A 25,136-nucleotide genomic window follows, 5' to 3' on the forward strand; every position below is an offset into this window, starting at 1 on the left:
CGAAGATTTGGCGCAATCTGATGCCCGAACTCGCCAAATCTGGACCTGAAGTCGTCTAGACCTCCCCTTGAGCCTTGAACCCCCGTGTCCGGGTCTGCTTGGCTGACGGACCATTGGCCGCCGACCGGCGGCGCATAGGGGGAATGGTTTGTGCTGGGCCGGCAAGGGGGCGTGGACGCGCCCTGCGACTGCGGTGTGCGCCCCGCCGGGGCGGCAGCGGCCGGGGCTGATGAACGGGGATCGGACACCGCGGCAGCGCTTCCCGCGCGGCGGAAGCGACGGGCGAACGTCCCGGGGCCTGCCGTCCGTATCGACTCCGCCCCGCCGTTGAGCGCGCGGACGACGCATCCCGGCCTCGCACACCACTCACACCCTTCTTGCAGACCAGGGGAAGGTGCATGAGGTACTTCCGGCTGCTCGTCCTGGGCAACGGCATCTCGGCGTACGGCAGTTACCTGAACATGGTGGCGCTGAACGTCTTCGTCTACGACGCCACGGACAGCGCGCTGGCCGCCGGCCTCTTCATGGCCGTACGCCTGGCGACGAGTGTCGTGTCGGGCTGGGTGAGCGGCCGTCTCGTCTCGGCCTACGACCGCAAGCGCCTGATGGTCGGCGCAGACCTGTGCCAGGCCGCGGCGCTGCTGACCCTGCTGATCGCACCGGACGCCACCCGCGTGGGGCTGCTCTACGTCCTGGCCGTGGTCACCGGCGGCTGCTCGACACTCTCCCAGGTCGCCCTGCGCAGCAGCATCCCGGAGATCGTCGGCGCGGAGCACCGGGTGCGCGCCAACGGGCTGCTGGTGACCGGGCGCTCGCTCGCGATGATCGCCGGGTTCGCCTCGTCGGGTGTGGTGGTCGCCCAGCTCGGCTACTCCGCGGCGTTCGCCCTGGACGCCGCGTCCTTCCTGGTCTCCGCGACGGTGCTGTTCCTGCTGCCCGTGCGCACCAGGGCGGTGAAGGACGCCGCGGGCGGCGGCTCCGGGGAGTCCTCCGGCGCCGCGCGCTGGACGGCGCGGATGCTGCTGGCCACGGCCCCGCTGCTGATGGCGATGATCGCCATCCGGGCGGTGGACGGGCTGGGCTCCTCCTCCCACAACGTCGCCCTGCCCATCTACTCCAGCAGCCTGGACCCCGACCATCCGGCCACGTTCATCAGCCAGTTCTGGGCCACCTGGGCCATCGGCAACATCGTCGTCCAGCAGGTGATCGGCCGGGTCACCAAGAAGACCGGGCGCACACCCGGGGAGCGGGCGTTCGCGCTCGGCGCCTGCGTGATGTCGGCCGGGTTCATCGTCGTCTTCAGCGGGCTGCCGACCGTGCCCGCGGTCATCGCCGCGCTCGTCGCCGGAGCCGCCGACGGGTTCACCGAGATCGTCTACGTGTCGCGGCTGCAGGCCGCCCCGGACGAGCAGCGCGGCCGCCTCTTCGGGCTCTCCGCCTCGGCCGAGAACACCGGCTTCGGCCTCGGCATGCTCGTGAGCGGCGCCCTGCTGGAGACGTTCTCGCCGCTGCAGGTCGTCGCCTCCTTCCACGGCCTCGCGATCATCCTTTGCGGCGCGCTGCTCCTGCTGCTTCTGCGCCGGGGACGCACAGGTGACCAAGGCGCTGAGGAAACGGTCAGCCAGGACAGACCGACGGTGGCGGAGGGACGCAGTTGATGACCATGAGCGACCCCGACCCGCGGATGGCCGTCATCGGCATGGCCTTCCGGCTGCCCGGCGCAAACACGCCGGAGGAGTTCTGGCGTGTCATCCGTGACGGCACGGACTGCATCACCCGGTTCACGGACGAGGAGCTGGACGCCGCCGGTGTACCCGGCGAGGAGTACCGGGCGGCTGACTTCGTCGGTGCCTCCGGAGTGCTGGAAGACATCGCCGGCTTCGACGCCCAGCACTTCGCGATGAGCGCCCGCGAGGCCAGGCTGACCGACCCCCAGCACCGCATGCTCCTGGAGTGCGCCCAGCACGCCCTGGAGAACGCCGGCTACCCGGACGAACGGGACGGCAGCCGCGTCGGCGTCTACGCCAGCACCGGGTATCACCTCTACACCCTGCAGAACTACCTCCTCAACAACGTCCTGCCCAGCCAGGCCGCCTCCGACTGGATGGCCGGCATGCAGATCACGGTCGGCAACTACGCCGACTTCACCGCCACCCGGGTCGCCTACCGGCTGGGCCTGACCGGCCCCGCGGTCAACATCCAGACGGGCTGCTCCAGTTCGCTGGTCGGCGTGCAGGCCGCCGCACAGTCGTTGCTCATGGGCGACTGCGACATCGCCCTCGTCGGCGCCACCGCCGTGCACGTGCCGCAGGTCGTCGGCTACCGCTACGTCAAGGGCTCGATCCTCTCCAAGTCCGGCCGCCTGCGCGCCTTCGACGCCGGAGCCGACGGCACAGTCGGAGGAACGGGCGTCCTGGCCGTCGTACTGAAGCGGCTGGGCCGGGCGGTCGCCGACGGCGACACGATCCACGGGATCGTCAGCGGCTGGGGGATCAGCAACGACGGCGCCGACAAGAAGGCGTTCACCGCCCCGAGCGCCCAGGGCCAGCGCGTGGCCATCCGCCAGGCCCTGCGGCGCGCCGGCGTCGGCGCGGACAGCATCGGCTACCTGGAGACCCACGGCACCGGCACACTCAAGGGCGACCCGATCGAGTTCGACGGCGCCACCGGCGCCTACCGCGAGGACACCGACCGCACCGGTTACTGCGCCCTCGGCTCGACCAAGGCCAACATCGGCCACCTCGACGCGGCCTCCGGCCTCGCCGGACTCGTCAAGGCCCTGCTGGTCCTGAAGCACGGGGTCATCCCGCCGATGGCGAACTTCAGCGAGCCCAACCCCGGCCTCGACCTCGACCACAGCCCCTTTTACATCCCCGGCACCGCCCGGCCCTGGCCCGAGAGCGACGCGCCCCGCCGCGCGGGCCTCACCTCGCTCGGCGTCGGCGGCACCAACGTCCACCTCGTCCTGGAACAGGCCCCCGAGCCCGCTCCCCGGACCGACGCCGCGGCCCCCGCGGACGTGCTGCTGGTCTCCGCGAGCAGCGAGGCCGCCCTCGCGGACAACGCCCGAGCCTTCCGCGACCGGTTACGGCAGCCGCCGGCACCCCAACTGGCGGACCTGGTCACCACCGCCGCCCTCGGCCGCGTCCATGGCCGCCACCGGCTGGCGGTCCGCGGCACGACCCCGGCCGCCCTCGCCGACGCCCTCGAAGGCTGGCTCGCCGGAACGGCCGGGGCGACGGTCGCGGCGGGGACGACGCCGGCGGAGGGCCACGCGCGCGTGGCGTTCCAGTTCACGGGGCAGGGCAGCCAGTACCCGGGTATGGCCGACGCCCTCCACGAGCGCTTTCCCGTCGTACGCGAGGTGCTCGACGCCTGCGACGACCACTACCGCGACCTCACCGGCGACTCACTGCTCGCGGCGCTGCGGGCGTCAGACGCATCGGGGGAGCGGGCGCCGGAGCAGACGCCCGACGGGCCGCTCGCAGGCACGGACACCACGCAGCCCGCGCTGTTCGCCCTGCAGTGCGCCCTCGTCCGGCTCTGGCGTGACGCCGGTATCGAACCGTACGCCGTGACCGGGCACAGCGTCGGGGAGTACGCCGCGCTGTACGCGGCCGGAGCCCTGTCGCTCGACGACGGTCTGCGTCTCACCACCGAGCGCGGCCGGCTGATGCAGCAACGCTGTGCCCCCGGCGCGATGGTGGCCGCGGCGCTGGACCGGGAGGCCGCCCTCGCCCTGGCCGCCGAAGTGCCCGGCCTGGAGCCCGCCGTGATCAACGCAGAACGCGCACAGGTGCTCGCCGGGCCGGTCGAGGCCGTGGAACGGGCGTGCGCCCTGCTGGACGAGCGCGGCACGCCGGGGCAGCGGCTGACGGTCACCCGTGCCTTCCACACCGCGCTGATGGAACCGATGCTGGAGGAGTTCCGGAAGATCCTCGACGACGTCGTCTTCCAGCCGGTACGGATCCCGTTCGTCAGCGCCCTCGACGGCATGACCCGCCCGCCCGGCTGGACCCCGGACGCCGACTATTTCCTACGGCACACCCGCGAGCCCGTCCGCTTCGACGAGGCACTGCGCGGCATCGCAGCCGGGCGGCCCGACGCCCTGCTGGAGATCGGGCCGCACACCAACCTCAGTGGTCTGGCCCGCCGGGCACTGCCCGCCGTGAAGTCGCTGCCGTCCCTGCGGCGGGGGACCGGGCTCGGTGCCCTCTGGGGTGCGGCGGCGGGGCTGCACTGCGCCGGGGCTGACGTCGGCTGGCGGGTGCTGCTGGCCGGCAGCGGCGGCAGGCGTATCCCGCTGCCCGGATACCGGTTCCAGCACAAGGACCACTGGACAGGGCCGGAGTTGACGGCCCTGAGCACAGAAACACCAGCGAGAGAGGGAGCCGAAGTGGTTCAGCAAGAGGCAGCGGTCGCGCGGGTACTTCACAGCATCGTCGAGGCGACGGCGCGGCACCTCGGCGAGGAGCCGTCGGCGATCGTCGGTGACGCGTCCTTCTTCGACCTCGGCGCCGACTCGCTGCAGATGATCAGCGTGCTGCGGGAGCTGGAGCAGGAACATCGGGTCAAGGTGACGATGCGGCAGCTGTTCGAGGAGACGGGTACGCCGCGGCGGCTCGCGGAGTTCATCGTCGCCCGCATGCCGGGGGCGGGGTTGGCGCAGCCGGTCGCCGCCGAGCCACCTGCTCCCGCGCCCGCTGCTCCTGAGCCCATCGCTCCGCAGCCCGCCGCTCCCGAGCCCGTCGCGCCGCCCAGGGTGGCCGCACCGGTTCCCGCACCCGCGCCCGTCACCCCCGCGGCCGCCCCCGAGTACGCCACCCGCGAAGAACTGGAGGACCTCGCCCGCAAACTCCAGCAGATATCGCAGATACAACTGCAGATGATGTCCCAGCTCTCCCAGTTGCTGGCCCTCCAGACGGCCTCGGTGACCGAGCGGCTCAACGGCAAGGTGGGCAAGTGACCGGGCTGCACGGCATATCCGCCGCACTGGACCAGGACCTGGCGGCGATGGCGGAACTCTCGCAGCGCATCGCCGAGCAGATGGGCGGAGCCGGCGCCTCCGTCCCGGAGCAGCGGTCGCCGCAGGTACCGCGCGTCCACGGCCCCCGGGTGACGGTCGCGAGGACCTCCGGCATGGTCCAGGACGTCTCACCGGACTCCCAGCAGGAGCACCTGGCCGACCTCGTACGCCGCTACACCGCAAGGACCCCGACCTCCAAGAGCATCGCCCAGCGCTACCGCCGCGTCCTGGCCGACAGCCGTGCCGTCGTCGGCTTCCGCAGCGGTACGAAGGAGATGCTGTACCCGATCGCGGGCCACCGGGCGAGCGGCGCGCGGCTCCAGGACGTCGACGGCAACGAGTACGTCGACATCACGATGGGCTTCGGCGTCCTCCTCTTCGGCCACGAACCCGGCTTCGTCACCGAGGCCGTGCGCGAGCACCTGTCCCGGGGCATCCAGCTCGGCCCGCGCAACGTCGAGACCGGCGAGGCGGCGGAACTCCTCGCCGAACTGACAGGTCTGGAGCGGGTCGCCTTCGCCAACTCCGGTACGGAGGCGAACTCCGCGGCCATCCGTCTCGCCCGCGCCGCGACCGGCCGCGACAAGATCGTCACCTTCCTGGGCGCGTACCACGGCCACGCCGACAACGTCCTCGGCCGCACCTCGGGCAGCGGCACCGATCAGGTCACCGTGCCCGTCTCCCGCGGCATCCCGCAGGCCTCGGTCTCCGATCTGCTGGTCCTCGACTACGGCACCGACGCCGCCCTGGAGGCGATCGCCCGGCAAGCGGACGACATCGCCGCGGTCGTCGTGGAGCCGGTGCAGAGCAGGCACCCCTCCCTGCGGCCCGTCGAGTTCGTACGCAAGCTGCGCGAGCTGACCAGCCGCCACGGCATCGTGCTGCTCTTCGACGAGATGCTGACCGGCTTCCGCCCGGCGCTGCGCGGCGCGCAGGACCTGTACGGCGTCACGCCGGACCTCGCCACGTACGGCAAGCTGCTCGGCGGCGGTTTCCCCATCGGGGCCATCGCCGGCCGCGCCGACATCATGGACGGCGTCGACGGCGGCCACTGGTCCTACGGCGACGACAGCTACCCGCCCGCCGACACCACGTTCTTCGGCGGTACGTACATCCAGCACCCGGTGTCGATGGTCGCCGCGCGCGCCGTGCTGACCCACCTCAAGGAGCACAGCCCGCGCCTCCAGGAGCGGCTCAACGCCCGTACCGCCGAACTGGCCGCGAACCTCAACGGCTTCTTCGAGGCCGAGGAATTCCCGCTGCGGATGAGCCACTTCGGCTCCCAGTTCCGCTTCGAGCACCGCGCCGACATGGAGCTTCTCTACCACCACCTGATGCTGCGCGGCGTGCACGTGTGGGAGTGGCGCAACTTCTTCCTGTCCACCGCCCACACGGACGGCGACATCGAGTTCGTGGCGGACGCCGTACGGGACTCGCTGCGCGAGCTGCGGACGGCGGGCTTCTTCCCGGGCGGGCGGCCGGTGCCGCCGAAGGCCGCGCCGCCCAAATCGCAACCGGCACCCGCACCGGCACCGAGCCAGGCAGCGGAACCCAGGCCGGAACCGGCCGTCCCCCCGGCAGCGCCCGCCCCAGTCGCCTCCATGGCCTGGAACGCCGCAGCCGTCACCGACTCCCGCAAGGCATCCGCGAGCGAACCAGCCGCCCGCACCACCGACTTCAGCGTCTACTTCTTCGGCGACTACCCCCAGGACTCCTCCGCGCCACGGCAGGGCGGCCAGTACGAACTCCTGATGGACGTGGCCCGGTTCGCCGACAAGCAGGGCTTTCACGCGCTGTGGATGCCCGAGCGCCACTTCCACTCCTTCGGCGGCCTCTTCCCCAACCCGGCGGTGCTCGCCGCCGCGCTGTCCCGGGAGACCGAACGCATCCGGCTCAACGCGGGCTCCGTCGTCCTGCCGCTCCACGACCCCATCCGGGTCGCCGAGGAGTGGTCGATGGTGGACAACCTGTCCGGCGGGCGGGTCGGAATAGGCGTCGCCAGCGGTTGGAGCGCCAAGGACTTCGTGTTCTTCCCCGACCGTTTCGGCCGGCACAAGGAGCTGATGTACGAACAGCTGGAGGAGGTAAGGAAGTTCTGGCGCGGCGACGCCGTGCGCCGGGCCAGTGGTGACGGCGAGGCCGAGGTACGCCTCTTCCCGCGTCCCGTGCAGGACGCCCCGCCCATGTACACCGCGGTGGTCGGCAACCCCGCCTCCTTCGAACTCGCCGCCCGCCACGACCTGGGCATCGTCACCAACCTGATGACCCAGAGCGTCGAACAGCTCGGGGAGAACATCGCCCGCTACCGGCGTACCCGGGCCCAGCACGGCCTGGACCCGGACGCCGGGCGGGTGGCCGTCCTGCTGCACACCTACCTCGCCGACGACCACGACAGCGCGCGGACCGAGGCGTACGAACCGCTGTCCCGCTACATGCGCGCGTCCCTGTCCGTGTTCAGCGGCGTCACCAACAGCCTCGGGCACAACGTCGACCTGGCCGAGCTGAGCGAGGACGACCTGGACGCGGTGTTCCGCCGGGCCTACGGCCGTTACTGCGACCAGCGCGCGCTGATCGGCACGGTGGACAGTGTCCGCCCGGTGGTGGACGCGGTCACCGCGGCGGGCGCCGACGAGATCGTCGCCCTCGTCGACTTCGGTGTCGCTCCGGACGAACTGCGCGAGGGCCTGCCACACCTGGACGCGCTGCGCCGTACGTACCGGCGGGCTGCTGTTTCCGCCCCCGCCGACGCGCCGCTGTCGCCCGGCCAGGAGCGGATCTGGTTCCTGGAGCGCCTGCTCCCGGGCCGTACCGCCTACAACGAGGTCAAGGCGATCCGCCTCGAAGGCCCCCTCGACATCCCGGCTCTGCGCGCCGCACTGCGCGGCCTCGTCGCACGGCACGAGGGGCTCCGTACCGTCTTCCGCGAGAGCGGAGGCGAGCCACGACAGGTGGTGCAGGGGTCGCCGGTCGAGCCCGATTTCGAGCTCGTCGACGGCACCGGCAACCCGCGGACCGCACTGCGGGACGTCCTGGCCGCGGAGAGCGCACGCCGCTTCGACCTGGCGGACGGCCCGCTGTTCGTCACCCGGCTGGTCAGGCTCGCCGAAGCCGAGCACGTCCTCGTGCTGTCCCTCCACCACATCGTGGTCGACGCGGCCTCCGCCACCGTCCTCGCCCGCGACCTCTCCGCGCTCTACCGCGCCGAACGCGACGGCACCACCCCCGACCTGCCCGCGCTCACCTGGAGCTACGCCGACCACGCCAGAGAGCAGGCGGCGTCCGCGAGCAGCCCCGAGGCCGAGGAGGACCTGGCCCACTGGCGCCGTACCCTCGACGGCGACCTGCCCGTCCTGGCCCTGCCCACCGACCGGCGACGCCCGTCGACGATGACCTCCAACGGCCGGGCGGTCTTCCACACCCTCGACTCGCAACTCTCCGGACGACTGCGGGAGTTGAGCCGCGCCCGGCGCAGCACCCTGTTCATGACCCTGCTCGCCGGCTACGGCGCCATGCTGCACCGGGTCACCGGGCAGACGGACATCGTCGTCGGCACCCCGATCTCGGACCGGCCCGAGCGGGCCGAGCATGTGCTCGGGTTCTTCGTGAACACCCTCGCGCTGCGCCTCGACCTGTCCGGCGACCCGGCGTTCGGCACACTGCTGGACCGCGTGCGCACGGTCGCTCTCGACGCGTACGACCACGCGCGCGTGCCGTTCGAAACCGTGGTGCGCGAGCTCGCCCCGCCCCGGACCGTCGAGCGGACACCGGTGTTCCAGGCGTTCGCGGAGTTCCAGCGCGCCGAACCGTTCCGCTTCGACCTGCCCGACATCGAGGCCACACCGCTGGACGCCGGCCCGGACAAGTCCCTGACCGACCTCACGGTCTACTTCACGGACCAGCCCGAGGGCATCCGCTGCCACCTGGAATACAACACCGACCTCTTCGACCAGGAGACGGTCGACGGGTTCTTCGCCACCTTCCGGGACCTGCTCACGGCGGCGGTCGACGCCCCTGACGCGCCGCTGTCCCGGCTCGCCCCGGCGCCCGTCGACACCGCCGCCGTCGGTGAGCCCGTACCGAGCTCCTGGCAGTACGGCCCGTCCCGCCCGCTCGTGGACACCACCGTCCACGACCTGGTCGCCCGGCAGGTGGCCGTTCGGCCGCACAGCACCGCCGTGATCAGCGGAGACACCCGGCTGACGTACCGCCAACTGAACGACCGAGCCGAGCAGTTGGCCGCTGTCCTGCGGGAACAGCCCGCCACGGATGGCGGTGCCGAGGTCGTGGCGCTGTGGCTGCCGCGCTCCGCCGAACTCGTCGTCGCCATGCTCGCCGCACTCAGAGCGGGCCTCGCCTACGTCCCGCTGGATCCGTCGCTCGGCCGGGTGCGCGCCGAGCAGGTCATCGCCGAGTGCGGGGCGCGGACCCTGGTGTCGGCGCCCGGTGAGGCGGGCGTTCTGAAGCTGCCGCCGGGCGTGACCGTCGTACCCCCCGACGCGACCGCGACCGCACCCCACCCGCCGCGCTCCGCGTCCGCCACCGACAACCGGGCCCCGTGCTGTGTCCTCTACACATCGGGCAGCACCGGCACACCCAAGGGCGTCGTCCTGGCACACCGCGCTGTCCTAGACCTGTGCGAGTGGCACCACCGGCGCTTCGCGTTCACCTCGGCCGACCGCGGTGCCGTCGTGTGCAGCCAGAGTTTCGACGCCTCGATCCTGGAGATCTGGCCCGCACTGACCGCGGGAGCGTCGGTCACCATCGCCGAAGAGGAGATCCGCAGGGATCCACTGACCCTGGCCCGCTGGTACGCCCGCGAGCACGTGACCTTCTCCATCCTCCCCACCGCCCTGGGCGAACAGCTGTTGGGGCTGCCTCCGCACGAGCAGCCGCCCCTGCGTCACCTCCTGCTGGGCGGTGACGTACTGCGCACCAGGCCGCGCCCCGAGGCGCCGTACGAGACGGTGAACGTCTACGGGCCCACCGAGACCACCGTGCTGTGCACGACGGAAACCGTCGCCGCGCACAGCGACGACCCCACTCGGCCGATCGCGATCGGACGCCCGGCGGACAACGTACGGCTGAGCGTGCTCGACGAGTCGGGATGCCCGGTCCCCGTCGGCACGGTGGGGGAGTTGTACGTCGGCGGACCGGGTGTGGCCCTCGGCTATCTCCACCGCCCCGAACTCACCGCCGAGCGGTTCACGCCGGACCCGGACGGCGGCCCGGACGCCCGCCGGTACCGAACCGGCGACCTGGTCCGCTGGACCGGGGACGGGAAGCTGGAGTTCTGCGGCCGGGCCGACGACCAGGTGAAGATCCGGGGCTTCCGGGTCGAGCCGGAGGAGGTCTCCCGCACGCTCAACGCCCTGGACGGCGTGCGCGAGGCGGCCGTACTGACCCGTCGCAACGACCGCGGTGACGCGTACCTCGCGGCCTATGCCGTCCCTGCCGACCCGATCGGAGAGGGAGCCGACGACCGGCAGGCGTACGCCGATCTGCTGGCCGAGGAACTGGCGGCCCGGCTCCCGGAGTATCTCGTACCGCGCGCGTGGCGCGTCCTGACCGCCCTGCCCGTGAGCGGCAACGGCAAGCTGGACCGCTCCGCGCTGCCGGCACCCGACCTGGTCACCTCCGCGCCCACCCGCAGGCCGAGTGCCGTCGGCGAAGCACCCGCCGCCGGTCACCTGACGGGCCTCGAGCGGCGGGTTCGGGAGCTGTGGGCCGAAGAGTTCGGCGTCGACGCCGACGGCATCGCGGCCGACGCCTCCTTCTTCGACCTGGGCGGCCACTCGATCACCGCGATGCGGCTGGTCAACCGGGTCCGGGAGGACTTCGGCGCCGAGTACCCGATGCTGAGCTTCTACCAGGAGCCGACGCTGCGGGCCATGACGGCCCGACTGGCCGCGGCGGCGGGCGAGACGGCGGAGCCGGGTTCCGCAAGTCCCTCGCCCGAGGCCGACGACGACGGAGGCACGGTGGAGCACCGCGCACCCGCCACCGTGCAGCAGTCCCGCTTCGCCACCGTGCACGCCGACCACCGCCTCCCGCAGGTCTTCAACGTCGCCCTGCGGCTCACCCTCACCGGTGACCTGGACGTGGCAGCCCTGCGCACAGCCCTGACCGGGCTCGTGGAGCGGCACGAGGGGTTGCGGACCCGCCTGGCCCGCAGCGGCGACGGCTGGGAACAGCAGGTGCTGCGGCCCCGCCCGGTCGAATTGCCGGTGGAGGACCTCACCGGGCTGCCCGCGCCGGAACGGCAGGCGGCCCTGGACCGGGCCAGTTCCGAGGCGGCGGAGACGCCTGTCGACCCCACCGGCGGGATTCCGATGTCCCTGCGCCTCCTGCGTACCGGCGAGAGCACATGGTCGCTGCTCCTCGTCCTGCACCACTCCGCCTGCGACGGATGGTCCGTCAGCCTGCTGCTGAAGGAACTCGCCGCGCTCTACGGCTCGGCCGCGGCGGGCGAGCCCCCCGCCCTGCCGCCCGTGCAGTGCCAGCCCGTGGCGTACGCCCGGTGGCAGCAGGAGCAGGTGGACGAGGCCGGCGAGGAGCGGAAGGTGCAGTTCTGGCTGCGCGAGCTCGACGGAGTGCCGTTCACCGTCGACCTGCCGCTGGACCGGCCCCGGCCGCAGAGCGCGAGCGGGCGGGGCGGCGCCGTGATGTTCACTGTGCCGGCCGAGGCACGGGCGGCCGTGGAGCGGTTGGCCAGAGAGCGGGGGACGACGCCGTTCGTGGTCACGGCCGCGGCGCTGGGCCGGATGCTCGCGCGCAAGTCCGGGCAGTCCGACGTCGTGTTCAACGTCTCCTACGCCAACCGCGAGCGCCGCGCGTTCGAATCCCTGCTGGCCTGCACGGTCACCGGCTTCGCGCTGCCGGTGCGGCAGGGCGTCACGGGCTCCTTCGCCACTTTGACGGACCAGGTCGCCCGTACGACCGTGGAGTGCATGGACCGGGCCCTGCCGGTGCGCCGGATCGCCCCGGCGATGAGGGAGCGCACGGGCGTGGACGTGCCGGACCGGCTGGACGTCGGCTTCGCCTACCAGAGCTCTCTGGACGCCGAGGTCGAACTGCCCGGTCTGACCACGGCCATCGAGGACCTCGCGCCCGCCGCCGCCCGCACGGAACTCACCTTCGGGCTCGTCCCGGCCGGCGACGAACTGAAGGGCTTCGTCGAGTACTCGGCCGACCTGTGGGACCGCAGCACGATCGAGGGCTGGACCCGCGACTACGTCGCCCTCCTGAGTGAGGAGGTCGACCGGGCGCTAGGGCGATGACACCCGTCCGTGGCGCCGCCCCGCCCCGCGCCGGCTCGGCGCGTGGGACGGCGTCACGGACGCTCACGCGGCGCTGCTGCTCCGCGGCATCCAGTGCCGGCACGTCACCTCGTGCTCACTGCCGAGGCTCGTCCACCAGCGCTCGCAGCACGCGGAGTCCAGTTCCGCACGGACGATCGCCTCGGCGGCATCGCCGGCGCGCCCGGCCCGTGCGACCAACTCCAGGAGCCACCGGCGCTGTTCGCCGATCACGGTCTCCCGCACCACGGCGATGACCGGCACGAGACTGGCGGCGGCGAACAGACACGCGGCCCAGGCGGGCCCGTACCGGATTTCCAGGACCGAGGTCCAGGCGAGCCCCGCGCTCGTGGCGATGTAGAGGACGCAGAGCAGGCGGCTGGAGCAGTTCATGGGCGGACACCGTCCTTGGGGCGGGATCGATACCCTTGTCCAACTGCTGACGGCCCGTGTGGACTCGGGTGATTTATCCCACCGTGACCTGACACCAGGCCAGGTCGGTCACGACGGGGCGCCGACCACGGTCTTCGCCTGGAACGCGGCCCGATAGGTGTGCGGCGTGGTGCCGACCACCCGGCGGAAGCGTTCACGGAACGCCGTCGGCGACCCGAACCCCGCCTGCCGCGCGATCCGTTCGATCGGATGGTCGCTGTTCTCCAGCAGATACTGGGCCCGCCGCACACGCGCCCGCAGCAGCCACTGCAGCGGAGTGGTGCCGGTCTGCTCGCGGAACCGGCGGCTGAAGGTGCGCTCGCTCATCCCGGAGCGCTCCGCCAGCGCCGCCAGGGTGATCTCCCCGGCCAGGTTGTCCTCGATCCACTTCAGCAGCGGTTCGAGCACCGAGCCGCGCGGCACCGGCGGATACTCGTGCACGATGAACTGCGCCTGTCCGCCCTCCCGTTCCAGCGGGACGACGGACATGCGCGCGGTGTGCGCGGCCACGGCCGAGCCCAGGTCGCGCCGGATCATGTGCAGGCACATGTCCATTCCCGCCGCTGCCCCGGCGGAGGTGAGGATCTGCCCGTTGTCGACGTACAGCACGTCCGGTTCCACCTGGACGTCCGGGTAGCGCCGTGCGAGCTCGTCGGTCGCCATCCAATGGGTGGTTGCGCGCAGTCCGTCCAGCAGCCCGGCCTCGGCCAGGACGAAGGCGCCCACGCAGACGGACGCGATCCGGGTGCCGGCCCGGGCCGCCTCGCGCAGCGCCGCCGTCACGCCGGGGGAGGGCGGTCCGGTCTCGTCGCAGCCCGGCACGATGATCGTGTCCGCGTCCTCCAGCCCGTCGAGCCCCCGGTCGATCCGCAGGGCGAAGCCCTCCGTGGGTACCTCCGGCGTCTCGGCGCACAGCCGGACCCGGTAGGGGCGGCGGCCGTCCGGCAGCCGTGTCCAGCCGAACATCTGGAACGGTGTCGCCATGTCGAAAGGCACCACGTTGTCGAGAACCAGGATCGCCACGGTGTGCATGAGTGACACCCTAGGCGGATTCTCGCCACGGACATAAGTGCAGGTGGCTCAGGTGGGCCGCCGTGATGGAGCGGGCAGACCGGTTGGCGAGAATCCGTTGGAAGCTGTCGTTTCAGCCCCTGTGCGGACACCCGGGAGATCCCTAGCGTGGGGCGGGTGACCAAGATCCTCCTCACTCTTCACGTCCTGGCCGCCATCGTCGCGGTCGGCCCCGTCACCGTCGCGGCCAGCATGTTCCCCCCGGCCGCGCGCCGCGTCCCGGCGACCGACGGGGCGGTGGCGGTGGGCACCGTCCGGCTCCTGCACCGCATCTGCCGCGTCTACGGCGCCATCGGGGTCTCGGTCCCCGTCCTCGGCCTGGCCACCGGCCTGGCGATGGGAGTGCTGGGCAGCGGATGGCTCATCACCTCCATCGCCCTCACCGCCGCGGCCGCCGGCATCCTGATCGCCTTCGTCCTGCCCCGCCAGGAGGAACTCGTCGGCCAACTGAGCGCCGAGAAGCCCGTCGAGCACTCGGCCACGGTGCAACTCGCCATGTTCACCGGCATCTTCAACCTGCTGTGGGCGACCGTCACGGTGCTGATGATCGTCCGGCCCGGTTCCACGACGGGCGCCTGACCCGGGGAGTGGGCGGCGGGGGACGGGGGCACGCGAGCACGCGCCGGGGTGGAACCGCCCGTTCGTCGCACGTCAAGCGCTCTGGCAGAATTCGTACTTCAGTGTGCGTCGGCGCCTAGACTCGACAGCCGTGCCCATCTGCACACAGGGCCACGACATGAAAGGCGCGTTGACGGGTGTTCCAGGATTCCCCCATTTACGACCGGCTCATCGCGGAGCGCGGCGACATCCCCACCCAGGTGCGCAGGGAGGCCGAACGCGTCAGCAGGGAAATCGAGTTCGCCATGCAGCCCCTGCTGCAGTCCGGCGGTCACGCACCCCCTCCCGGACGCCCCGCACCCCCCGCCCCGACCTGGCAGCGCAGCGCCCTGCCGCCGGGGCCGCAGTCGCGCTGAGCCCCGGACGGCCGGGCGGACCGGTCACGGAACCTTCGCGCTCGCCCCGTTGGCGTGCGGCTGCTCCCCGGAGGCCGGCTGCGCGAGCCACTCGGCGATGGTGCGGGCGATCGGCTGGCCCGTGTCCACCTCGATGAACCCGAACTGCCCCGACTGGTTGCACTCCAGGAACCACCACGTCCCGTCGGCGTCCTCGGCGAAGTCGAAGGCTCCGTAGGCGAGTTCCGCGTCCCGCAGATAGGCATGGACGCCCTCGGCGACGCGCGGCGCGACCTCGACGGGACACCACGGCGCGTCGGACGCGGCGAACCGGACGTCCACTTCGGCCTCGGCGCCGGTCGCCTTGCGGGCCGCCAGCAGCTGCTCGCCCACCGCCGTGAGCCGGATGTCGGCACGCTTGGCCACGCGCCGCTGCAGCAGGGTCGGCCCGAACGCGACGGCGGAGAAGTCCGCGTCCGGCCCCACCCTGCTGGTCGGCACAGCGCGGGGCGGATCCTGTGGATGCGCGCCGGACACCGGCTTGACCACCAGATCCGGATAGCGCTCGGCGAACTCGCGGGCGGCCTGCGGGAAGGTCGTGATCAACGTGGCCGGAACGGGCAGACCGCAGCGCTGGGCCAGCCGCAGCTGCCAGGGCTTGTAGCGAGCCCGGCGCGCCGCGTCGGGGTGGTTCATCCAGCGCACGTCGCAGCCGCGCAGCATGCCGTACAGCGCCTGCTCCGCCTCCTGAGTCAGCCAGGCGGAGGGCGCTGCCGCGCGTGCCGCCGCGGCCCCCGGCCTGCGCATCCAGATCGACCGCAGGCCGTTGACGCTCACCAGGCGTCCCGCGGACGACAGATGGCCACGGAATGAGCCGTGCACATACTCGCCCGACAGGGAGACCCCGCCGGTCACGTCGGCGGGATCGAGCCGGACCACCGGAACGCCGGACGCGTTCAGGTGCACGACCACCATGTCGGCCGTCACGTCCTCTTCGTTGGTCACAATCAAGACCGTCATCGTCGGCGACCTGCGTTCAGTCGTCGAAGTGGGTCTTCGAGCCCGCCGTGGATGTAGTGGTCCCCAACTCCCGCAAGAGCGCGTGATCACAAGCGGCTATTCGCCCGTCACGCAGCACGTTCAACTGCAGACCGGAGTCGTACGCATATGCAGCGGTGACCTCCAACTCCGCTGCCGGCCGTGCATAGTTGAGCGCGAACGGTTGCATCGTCTCTCCCTCACAGGTGCTGCTCCGATCGAGCTTGGTCACCCAGGGGCGCCCCTCGGCCCGCCGACGCCCTTCGGTTTCCACTTACTTAAACGAATCGAACGAGTGATTGGTTTCCTTACTTTCTGTAATCAACGGCGTCCGGCGGTCCCGCATCGGGAGAACGGCGCAGGGTACGCAGTGCCAGCAAGAGCACGCCGATGTCGTCCAGATACACCGGATCGGGCACCAGATCGGCCGGCAGCACGAAATACAGAACCGCACCCCAGAACACCCAGCGCGGTCCCGTCGGCAGCCCGGCACGCCGCATCACACGCCGCGTCCGCACGAGCCGCGCCAGTACCCAGACGGCCACGGCGAGCACGACGGCCGCGAGGGCCACGACGACGACGATCACCGCGGTGGTCGACTCCATGGACCCTCCTCCTGCCGGCGGCGCGCACCGTGCGCACCTGCCGGTCGGATTCCCCCTTGCGGCCTGTGCATTGCATGGCAGCGCTCACTCGGCCGCACGCCGTCACCCGTCAGGACGGAAGACGCACAAATCGGCCCGGTCACCTGCTCGCCCAGGCGCACGACCCGTCCACCCGCGCGCCGAAGCGAGCCCGCAGGACGCAGTACGCCCCCACCAGGGATCCGGCGCAGCCGTCCTACGCCCTCCGGCGGCCCGGGATCTCCGGCTGTTCCTCGACGGCCCTGCCCTCCTGCGCGTCTCCCGACTCGGCCGCGGGCCTGCGGGTCCGGGTGGAGCCCTTGAACCGCTCGAAGGTCCGGGTCAGCTGCTGGAGCGGGGACGCCGCCGGGGACGCGGGGGCGTCGGGTCGGCTCTCGGGCGCGGCGGCCGCGGACTCCCGGTAGGCGGCCAGCGCGGCGTGCGCCTGCTCGGCGGCCTCCCGGTACAGGTCGCGGGACTTCGTCATCGCCTCGAGTGCCTCGGCGTACATCGCCACGAGCTTGCGCTCACGATCGAGCTCCTCCGCCGGCGTCAGCAGCCGCCAGTCCTCCCGCAGGGCGGTGAGCGCCTCCTCGCCGCCGTCCGGCAGCGGGCGCGACAGGGCGGCGAACCGCGTCACGGCGTGAATCAGCTCGGCCGGCTCCGTGCCGTCGAGGAAGACGCTGCGTACGGCGAAGTCGTCCGCGTCGTAGCCGGACGGCACCGGACTTCCGGGCAGCACCACGGCGCCCCCGCGCGGCACCTGTACGCCGAGGTCCCGCAGGGCCCAGTTCACGACGCGCAGTTGGCTGGGTGCGGCACGGTGCTCGACCAGCCGGTGCCGCAGGCTCGGCGGCAGTATCCCGGCCAGGGGCGTGCGGCCGCGCTCGTCCGTGGTCATGGCCTCGTGGACGACCACATGGATGCTCCAGCGGTCGCGCGCGGAGTCCCGCAGCAGGTGCCGTACGGCCTTGTCGTCCGAAGGCAGGGGGTTGATGTCCGTCAGGCGCAGGTCCGAGACCGGAGCGTGGTCCCAGGTCGCGTCGGGTTCCTGTGGCCAGAACAGGGTGGCCGGTGACGGCCACCGCGGGTCCCACGGCGCCTCCGTCTCCGCGATCAGCGTCCAGTCCTGGCCGCTGCCGGAGTCGTGCTCGACGGTCAGCCGGGCGCGCACGGTCACCGATCCCGCGACCCGCCATCGGGCCTCGAAGATCCACTCCTGCGCACCCTCGGCCTCGGGCAGCTCCAGGAAGTCGTCGATGGCCCGGCTGTCCTTGAGCTGCCGCAGACTGAGCCGGAGAACCTCTTCCGCGGCGGGTCCGAGGTGGCGGCCACGGGCCAACCAGACCGAGGGCGGAGTCGTGGGGCGGGTGCTGGAGGAGCTGGGCATGGGGTCCATCTGTGGGCGGGAGCACGTGCTCGTATCAGTATCGTCGCCGCAGATGCCTGCCCGCCGGGCGGGGTCCGCACACGGGGTGTGCGCCATCCGCACCGGCCGGCGTCCCTCACTCGTGGTCCGCACCGCTTCCGGTCATGACAATGACTCGGTGAGCAGGACCCGTCCACCATCCGCATTGGGGCGGGTCCTGCTCGTGACCCGGTGTCCGATCAGTTGTGGTACGTGATGTAGCCGTTGCCGTCCCGGTCGTTGCCGCTCTTGGTGTAGGAGTGCGAGTCGGCCCCGGCGCCCGAGGGCTTGTACAGGTAGATCGAGTCCTTGTCGTTGTTCCACATGAAGTTGCAGTTGTCGCGGTAGACGACGTTCTTGGCGTCGGAGTCGTTGCCGTTGCCGCCCCGGAGCTTCACGTAGTCGCCGGGCTGGAGGTAGTGGTTGGCGGTGAAGGCGAACCGGTTGCCGGCCTTGTCCTTCACGACGTAGCCCTTGAGGTTGACCGTGGTACCGGACGAGTAGTTCTTGATCGTCAGGTACTCGTCGTCGGTGTTGCCGGTCCGGCAGTTGTTCGAGTCGCTGCCGGGTGCGTCGTACTGGATGCCGCGGATCTTCAGTGCGGACGAGTACTCGGTGGCCTGGGCCGGCACTGCGGAGACCGCGGCGAGTGTGCCGGCGGCGACGACGAGTGTGGCGACAATGCGTATGCGCATGGAGAAGCATCCCCCTGTGTGGAGCTTGTGTGAAGATCAGGAGTGTATGCACCACACACGCGCAGTGGGGAGGCTTCACCGAAATCTGAGACGCGGGGGCGTCAGTGGGGGTAGGCGCGCGGTGGCCGCTGCTGGGTGAGCTCGTCGCGGAACTCCGCGATGACCGAGCTGATCTGGCGCATGAGCGCGGTGTTTCCGATGCGGTCGAGATACAGGTTGCGGCGGGCCAGGGCGGGTGCGTCGACGCAGAAGTACTGGGTCATGAGTGGATTGATGAACAGTTCGCTGCTCCTGGTGCGTTCGGTGAACCGGACATCGCCGAAGTCACCGCGTACGGCCGCCGCGACGGAGCCCTGGACGATGCTCGGGCGATCGGGTGTGGCCCGCTGGGCATGCTCCACCGCGTCGAGGTACAGGCGCCCCTCGCGGCTGTGGCGCGGCAGCGAGAACGTCCCGAGGTAGCCGCCCTGGCGGTCCAGCGCGGCGAGGTTCTCCAGCACCAGGGAGTGGTTGACCCCGTGATAGGAGTCCACGCCGAATCCGAGGCAGGCCACGAGTCGCACCGGAACCTCGTCCAGCCCGGACACCGCGGCCAGGCTGGCCATGTCCTCCTCCGGCGTGCCCAGTCCGTGCTCGTCGCCGCGCATCAGAATGTCTGTCCCGCCGTCGACCAGCACGACGGCGTCCACGCCGCCCAGGTGGTCCAGGAGCGCGCGATAGGCGGCCCTGAGCGGCTGGACGCCCGTGAGGGGGAACGCGTACACCGTGTCGGGCAGGTCGTGCGCGGCGAGCCACCGCGCGAGCGTCCGCTCCGGGAAGTAGTCGCTGCGCGCCGCGGTGTCCGGGCGTATCGCCGCGATGTCGTGGTCCACCCACGCGTCCAGTGCGAGCCCGTACAGGTCCGAGAAGGACAGGTTGGCCAGATGGACTTCCTTGCCGGCCGCGCGCAGGGCGAGGGCCAGCGGCAGCCCGGCGTACACGTCGAAACCGCCGCCCGCACCGGCGACGAGCACCCGCCGCGCATCGCGCAGCCGGGTGAAGAAAGGGGGCTCCAGGAGTGAGAACACCGGGGGACGCTAACAGGTGCTGATCACCCGGAGCGCGCTGATAAAGGCCGTGAGGGCCGGGGTCAGTACCCCGGCCCTCACAGCTTCGGCTTCGGCTTCGGCGTCTTACGCGCCGCTCTCCCGGAGCATGTCCTCGCGCTCGACGAGCTTCACGCGCTCACGACCCTGAGGCTCGCCCAGCGCCTTCTCGGCGGCGTCGAGCTTGTACCAGCCGTCCCAGGTGGTGAAGCGGATCTCGCGCTCGGCGAGGAAGGCGTCCACCGCCTCCGGCTCGGGCGAACCCGGCGTCTGCAGACGGCCGTTGGCGAAGTCGTCCAGCAGGTTGGACACCGTCTCGTTGGCGTCGCCCTTGGTGTGGCCGATCAGACCCACCGGGCCGCGTCGGATCCAGCCGGTGACGTACGTCGACTGCAGGTGCTCGCCGGACTCCTGGATGACCCGGCCGCCCTCGTCCGGGACGGTGCCCGAGTCGATGTCCCAGGGCAGCTTGGGGAGTTTGTCGGAGAGGTAGCCGACCGCACGGTAGATCGCGGTGACGTCCCAGTCCTTGAACTCGCCGGTGCCCTTGACGTTGCCGGTGCCGTCGAGGGCGGTGCGCTCGGTGCGCAGGCCGACGACCTTTCCGTCCTCGCCGAGGATCTCGGTGGGCGACTCGAAGAAGTGCAGGAACAGCTTGTGCGGCCGGTTGCCGACGTCGCGGATCGCCCAGTTCTCCAGGGTCTTGGCGACCATGTCGGCCTGCTTGTTGCCCCGCCGGGTGTCGATCGAGCCCTCGTCGTAGTCGATGTCCTCGGGGTCGACGATGACCTCGATGTTGGGGGAGTGGTCCAGCTCGCGCAGCTCCATGGGGCTGAACTTCGCCTGCGCCGGGCCACGGCGGCCGAACACGTGGACTTCCAGGGCCTTGTTGGCCTTCAGGCCTTCGTGGACGTTCGGCGGGATCTCCGTCGGGAGCAGTTCCTCCGCCGTCTTCGCCAGGATGCGGGCCACGTCGAGGGCGACGTTGCCGACACCGAGGACGGCGACCTTCTCGGCCTCCAGCGGCCAGGTGCGCGGAACGTCCGGGTGCCCGTCGTACCAGGAGACGAAGTCCGCGGCGCCGTACGACCCGTCGAGGTCGACGCCCGGTATCGGCAGCGCCCGGTCGGCCGTCGCACCCGTCGAGAAGATCACGGCGTCGTAGAACGCGCGCAGGTCGTCCAGGCTGATGTCGGTCGGGTAGTCGACGTTGCCGAAGAGGCGGATCTGCGGCTTGTCGAGGACCTGGTGGAGGGCCGTGATGATGCCCTTGATGCGGGGGTGGTCGGGGGCGACGCCGTACCGGATCAGTCCGAACGGCGCCGGCATGCGCTCGAAGAGGTCGATGGACACGCCGGGTTCGGCGGCCACGTCGGACTTGAGCAGGGCGTCGGCGGCGTAGATCCCGGCGGGGCCGGCTCCGACGATGGCTACCCGCAGGGGGCGGGGCATGATCAGGGTCCCTTCGAGCGATGACAAGCGATCTCGTCGGGAAGCCTAAACTAAGGCAAGCCTAAGTCGGTACGCGGGTCCAACCTATGAGCTCATAAATCAATTCTATGGGCTGGAAGGCATGAGGATGACACGGGGTGCCGTACCGCGCGAAGACGGTACGGCACCCCCTCGGGCGGGTCAGCCGATGTGGTAGCTGTCCCCGTACACCTTCCAGTCGAGCGGCGGGTTCAGGTCGAGGTTGCCCGCGCGCAGGAAGACCCGCTGGGCCGTGTCGACCCGGCTCGTGTCGCTGTGGGCCTCCTCCTGCTTCATGGCCCATACCCGCGCGTCCAGGAAGGCGTGCAGGTAGGTGACCTCGTCACCGCCCTGCGCCGGCGGCCGGGCCTGGTTCAGCGCGCGCCGCCGGATGTTGCGGAAGCTGGTCGGGTCGGTGCCGTCGCCGTGCATGACGATCGCGTCGTAGTACGCGAACTGCCCGAGCGCGCGCAGCCCGTCCGTCTTGCCCTGCCGCACCGCCGGACCGAAGTACACGCGATCGCGCTCGTAGTCCTGCGCCCGCCGGAACTCCTGGTCCTGCGCGGCCCGGGCCCAGTCGCGCGGGAAGTTCGGGTCGAGTCCGTCGTGCGAGTCGGTGCCGTTCACGCGGCCCAGCGCCGGCAGATACGGGGCGAGGACGTTGCCGGGGCGGCGGTCGGCGTAGAGCTCGACGAGGTCGAGCATGTCGCCCGTGCCGGAGCAGAAGCCGATGATCCCGGCGGTGTAGCCGCGGCCGTCGCCGATGTCCTCGATGTACTTGTACTGCGCCTTCCAGTCGAGCGAGGAGTTCTCCGCGCTCGACACCAGCTTCATGGCGATCTCCTTCTTCGCCGGGTCGTCGAGACCCACCGCGGCCGCGGATGCACGGGGGGAGTTGAGAACGGGGACTGACGCCAGCGACGCGCCGATCAAGGCGAGCAGAGTTCGGCGCGACGTGCGTGCTGGGTGCTTCACGGCGGCTCCAAGTGGAGGTGGGGGGTGGGGGGTTGGCCGTTGCGGGACACTGATAGGAAGGTTTCCTATCAGAAGGCGCGTGTGAGAGCACCGGTCGTGTCCAAGGTTCGTACCTATGTACAACAGGCACCGGCTACGGCAGCGGCTGCTCCGCCCAGATCACCTTGCCCGCGGGCAGATACCGCGTGCCCCAGCGGTCGGCCAGCTGCGCGACGAGGAACAGGCCGCGCCCGCCCTCGTCCGTCATGGTCGCGTAGCGCAGATGCGGCGAGGTGCTGCTGCTGTCGAAGACCTCGCAGATCAGGCTGCGGTCGTGCAGCATCCGCACCCGGATCGGCTCACCGCCGTACCGGATCGCGTTGGTGACCAGCTCGCTCAGGATCAGCTCCGTGGTGAACGACAGCTCCTCCAGGTCCCACGCCTGAAGCGTCCGCGTCACGGCCGAGCGCACCTGACCCACGGCCGCCGGATCCGACGGCACCTCCCACTCGGCGACCAGATCGGCCCCGAGCGCCCGGGTGCCCGCCACGATCAGCGCGATGTCGTCGCCGGCCCGGGCCGGCCGCCTGGCCTCCAGGACGGCCTGGCAGGTCTCCTCCGGCGACGGGCCGGCCTGGGACAGAGCGTCGCGCAGCAGTTCGAGGCCCTCGTCGATGTCCCGTTCACGGTCCTCCACCAGACCGTCCGTGTAGAGCACGAGACGGCTGTCCTGCGCCAGCTCCAGCTCGGCCGTCTCGAACGGCAGCCCGCCCAGGCCCAGCGGGGGACCGGCGGGCACGTCGGGGAAGCCGACGGTGCCGTCCGGCTGGATCAGGGCCGGCGGCGGGTGGCCCGCGCGGGCCATCGTGCACCGCTGGGTCACCGGGTCGTAGACCGCGTACAGACAGGTCGCGCCGGTCACCGGGGCACTGTCGCCCTCCTGGGCCTCGTCCTGGTCGATGCGGGCGACCAGCTCGTCGAGGAGCGCGAGCAGTTCGTCGGGCGGCAGGTCCAGGGCGGAGAAGTTGTGCACGGCCGTACGCAGCCGGCCCATCGTCGCCGCCGCGTGCAGCCCGTGACCGACGACATCCCCCACCACCAGCGCGACCCGGGCGCCGGACAGCGGCAGCACGTCGAACCAGTCGCCCCCCACCCCGGCCTGCGCCGGCAGATACCGGTAGGCGATGTCCAGGGCGTTCTGCTCGGGCAGGCGGCGCGGCAGCAGGCTGCGCTGCAGCGCCACCGCCATGCTGTGCTCGCGCGTGTACCGGCGGGCGTTGTCGATCGACACCGCGGCCCGGGCGACCAGCTCCTCGGCCAGCGCCACCTCGTCCGCGTCGAACGGCTCGGCCTTCTGCGACCGCCAGAAGCTGACGACGCCCAGCACCAGGGACCCCGCCCGGAGCGGCACCGCGATCAGGGAATGGATGCCGAACTCCACGACCTGCGCCGAGCGCTCCAGGTCCTGGGCACGCCAGCCCGGGGCCTCGGCAAGCCGCGGTTCGATGACGGCGTGTCCGTCCTTCAGCGCGCGGGCCTGCGGCGAGGAGTCGACGAACCGCATCTGCTCGCCCACCGGGTACAGCGGCGCGTCCTTGCGTATGCCGCTGCTCGCCGTGCGGCGCAGCCGCGTCGCCGCCTCCGGCTGCCCGCCGCCCAGCACGGCCTCGTACAGGTCGACGGTGGCGAAGTCCGCGAACCGGGGCACCGCCAGCTCCGCCAGTTCCTCGGCGGTGCGGGTGACGTCCAGGCTGGTGCCGATGCCCACACCGGCGTCGTACAGCATGTTCAGGCGCTCGCGGGCCTCCTCGGCCCGGCCCGACAGGGCTCGCAGCTCGGTCGAGTCGCGCAGGGTGGCGACGCTGCCGGACGGGCGGCCCCGGAGGGTGGTGGGGCGTTGGTTGACCGCCAGCAGCCGGTCCTTGACCAGGTGCACCTCGTCCGTGGCCATGCGGCCGGAGTCCAGCAGTTCGGCGGTGTCGGGGGCGAGGCCGAGGTGCAGCACCCGGTGCCCCTCGGCGTCGGCGGGCAGGTCGAGCAGGCGGTGCGCCTCGTCGTTGGCGAGCAGCAGCCGACCCTCGCTGCCGACGATGATCACGCCCTCCCGCACGGCGTGCAGGACGGCGTCGTGATGCTCGTACATCCGCGTCATCTCGTGCGGTCCGAGACCGTGTGTCTGCCGCAGCAGCCGCCTGCTGACCAGTGCCGTGCCCGCCGTCGACAGGGCGAGCGCCACCGCCGCCGCGGTCAGCACCAGCGGCAGCTGCCGGTCCGCGGTACCGCCCACGGTCGCCTTCGTGACCCCGGCCGAGACCAGCCCGACGACCTGCCCGTCGGGTGCCTTGATGGGCACCACGGCCTGCACGAGCGGTCCGATGGTGCCGGTGATCTCCTCGGTCACGACCCGCCCGGCCTGCGCGGGTGCGATGTTCCCGACGAACTGCTTGCCGATCCGGTCCGGCTTGGGGTGGGTGTAGCGGATGCCGTCGATGTTCATGACGACGATGAAGTCCACGTCCGTCGCCTCGCGCGCCGCCTCGGCACGGGGTTGCAGCACGGCGGACGGATCCGGGCTGCTCAGCGCCTCCCGGGTGCCGGGCGCGTTGGCGAACGACTCGGCTACGGCCACCGAGCGGTTGCGGGCCTCCTGCGTGGTGTCGTACCGCACCTGCAGCACCAGCGCCACCACCGCGGCGACGACCAGCAGGAGCACGATCACCACCTGCAGCAGGAACACCTGCCCGGCGACGCTGCGTCCGCCCACCGCCGCCCGCAGGGCAGCGAACCATCCCTTGCGTCGCCCCTGACCCGGCTCGTCGCCCGGGACTCCCGGCTCGGGCACTCCAAGGAAGCGGTCGGGCGCACCGCGTGTGCGCAGACCGCTGGGACGAGAGGCCGACCGGGCCCCGGATCGACCCAATAGTCGGACCATGTGCCCATGTCTACACTGCCGGGCCCCGGGAGGCGAGAGACGTCACAGACCGTGACAGGACTTGCCGGCTCTCTCACACCACGGCCACGGGTGTGATGCCCGGATTGGGGCAACTCCCGTCCCCGCAGCAGGGTTACGACGCCGAGGACGCCGC

Annotated in this window: 16 protein-coding genes; 5 read left to right on the forward strand and 11 right to left on the reverse strand. The window is 71.5% G+C overall.

The window, feature by feature from the left end; genetic code table 11:
* The first annotated feature begins 398 nt into the window (after positions 1–398).
* The 3 genes from AB5J55_RS39820 to AB5J55_RS39830 are packed head-to-tail and all read left to right on the forward strand — an operon-like array spanning position 399 to position 12,303.
* Positions 399–1,658 carry an MFS transporter gene (locus AB5J55_RS39820; RefSeq protein ID WP_369275301.1) on the forward strand — a complete coding sequence of 420 codons (1,260 nt, stop codon included), beginning with the start codon at positions 399–401 and terminating at the stop codon, positions 1,656–1,658.
* Positions 1,658–4,966, forward strand: coding sequence for a type I polyketide synthase (locus AB5J55_RS39825; RefSeq protein ID WP_369275302.1), 3,309 nt, complete (start codon positions 1,658–1,660; stop codon positions 4,964–4,966). Before AB5J55_RS39820 ends, AB5J55_RS39825 begins: the two co-directional genes overlap by 1 nt.
* Positions 4,963–12,303 carry a MupA/Atu3671 family FMN-dependent luciferase-like monooxygenase gene (locus tag AB5J55_RS39830; protein WP_369275303.1) on the forward strand — a complete coding sequence of 2,447 codons (7,341 nt, stop codon included), beginning with the start codon at positions 4,963–4,965 and terminating at the stop codon, positions 12,301–12,303. Before AB5J55_RS39825 ends, AB5J55_RS39830 begins: the two co-directional genes overlap by 4 nt.
* 63 nt (positions 12,304–12,366) lie before the next feature.
* Here the strand turns inward: AB5J55_RS39830 and AB5J55_RS39835 are convergent, their stop codons facing one another.
* Entirely contained in the window at positions 12,367–12,714 is a 348-nt protein-coding gene (locus AB5J55_RS39835; protein WP_369275304.1) for a hypothetical protein, read from the reverse strand.
* Between the two features lie 108 nt (positions 12,715–12,822).
* On the reverse strand, positions 12,823–13,785 hold the full coding sequence (locus AB5J55_RS39840) for a GlxA family transcriptional regulator (protein ID WP_369275305.1): 963 nt from the start codon (positions 13,783–13,785) through the stop codon (positions 12,823–12,825).
* 156 nt (positions 13,786–13,941) lie between these two features.
* Between AB5J55_RS39840 and AB5J55_RS39845 the strand changes: the two genes are divergently transcribed.
* Positions 13,942–14,403 carry a DUF2269 family protein gene (locus AB5J55_RS39845; protein ID WP_369275306.1) on the forward strand — a complete coding sequence of 154 codons (462 nt, stop codon included), beginning with the start codon at positions 13,942–13,944 and terminating at the stop codon, positions 14,401–14,403.
* Between the two features lie 176 nt (positions 14,404–14,579).
* Entirely contained in the window at positions 14,580–14,798 is a 219-nt protein-coding gene (locus tag AB5J55_RS39850; protein WP_369275307.1) for a hypothetical protein, read from the forward strand.
* Positions 14,799–14,822: 24 nt separating this feature from the next.
* On the opposite strand, the gene tgmB is transcribed toward AB5J55_RS39850, so the two are convergent.
* The 9 genes from tgmB to AB5J55_RS39895 form a co-directional block, all read right to left on the reverse strand.
* Positions 14,823–15,797 carry an ATP-grasp ribosomal peptide maturase gene (gene tgmB / locus AB5J55_RS39855; RefSeq protein WP_369275308.1) on the reverse strand — a complete coding sequence of 325 codons (975 nt, stop codon included), beginning with the start codon at positions 15,795–15,797 and terminating at the stop codon, positions 14,823–14,825.
* 16 nt (positions 15,798–15,813) lie between these two features.
* Positions 15,814–16,005 (reverse strand): putative ATP-grasp-modified RiPP, encoded by a 192-nt coding sequence (gene tgmA / locus AB5J55_RS39860; RefSeq protein WP_369275309.1) that lies wholly within the window; start codon positions 16,003–16,005, stop codon positions 15,814–15,816.
* A gap of 118 nt (positions 16,006–16,123) precedes the next feature.
* Entirely contained in the window at positions 16,124–16,420 is a 297-nt protein-coding gene (locus AB5J55_RS39865; RefSeq protein WP_369275310.1) for a DUF1232 domain-containing protein, read from the reverse strand.
* A gap of 235 nt (positions 16,421–16,655) precedes the next feature.
* Entirely contained in the window at positions 16,656–17,828 is a 1,173-nt protein-coding gene (locus tag AB5J55_RS39870; protein ID WP_369275311.1) for a hypothetical protein, read from the reverse strand.
* Positions 17,829–18,046: 218 nt separating this feature from the next.
* Positions 18,047–18,541 (reverse strand): lamin tail domain-containing protein, encoded by a 495-nt coding sequence (locus tag AB5J55_RS39875; protein ID WP_369275312.1) that lies wholly within the window; start codon positions 18,539–18,541, stop codon positions 18,047–18,049.
* A 101-nt stretch (positions 18,542–18,642) separates the two neighbouring features.
* On the reverse strand, positions 18,643–19,608 hold the full coding sequence (locus AB5J55_RS39880; RefSeq protein WP_369275313.1) for a DUF1152 domain-containing protein: 966 nt from the start codon (positions 19,606–19,608) through the stop codon (positions 18,643–18,645).
* Positions 19,609–19,713: 105 nt separating this feature from the next.
* Complete coding sequence (locus tag AB5J55_RS39885; RefSeq protein ID WP_369275314.1) at positions 19,714–21,078, reverse strand: FAD-dependent oxidoreductase; 1,365 nt, start codon at positions 21,076–21,078, stop codon at positions 19,714–19,716.
* 180 nt (positions 21,079–21,258) lie between these two features.
* Entirely contained in the window at positions 21,259–22,071 is an 813-nt protein-coding gene (locus AB5J55_RS39890; protein ID WP_369275315.1) for a chitosanase, read from the reverse strand.
* Between the two features lie 133 nt (positions 22,072–22,204).
* Positions 22,205–24,982 (reverse strand): SpoIIE family protein phosphatase, encoded by a 2,778-nt coding sequence (locus AB5J55_RS39895; protein ID WP_369275316.1) that lies wholly within the window; start codon positions 24,980–24,982, stop codon positions 22,205–22,207.
* Between the last annotated feature and the right edge of the window lie 154 nt (positions 24,983–25,136).

Origin of the sequence: Streptomyces sp. R11 (assembly GCF_041051905.1) — a bacterium.
Classification (GTDB): domain Bacteria; phylum Actinomycetota; class Actinomycetes; order Streptomycetales; family Streptomycetaceae; genus Streptomyces.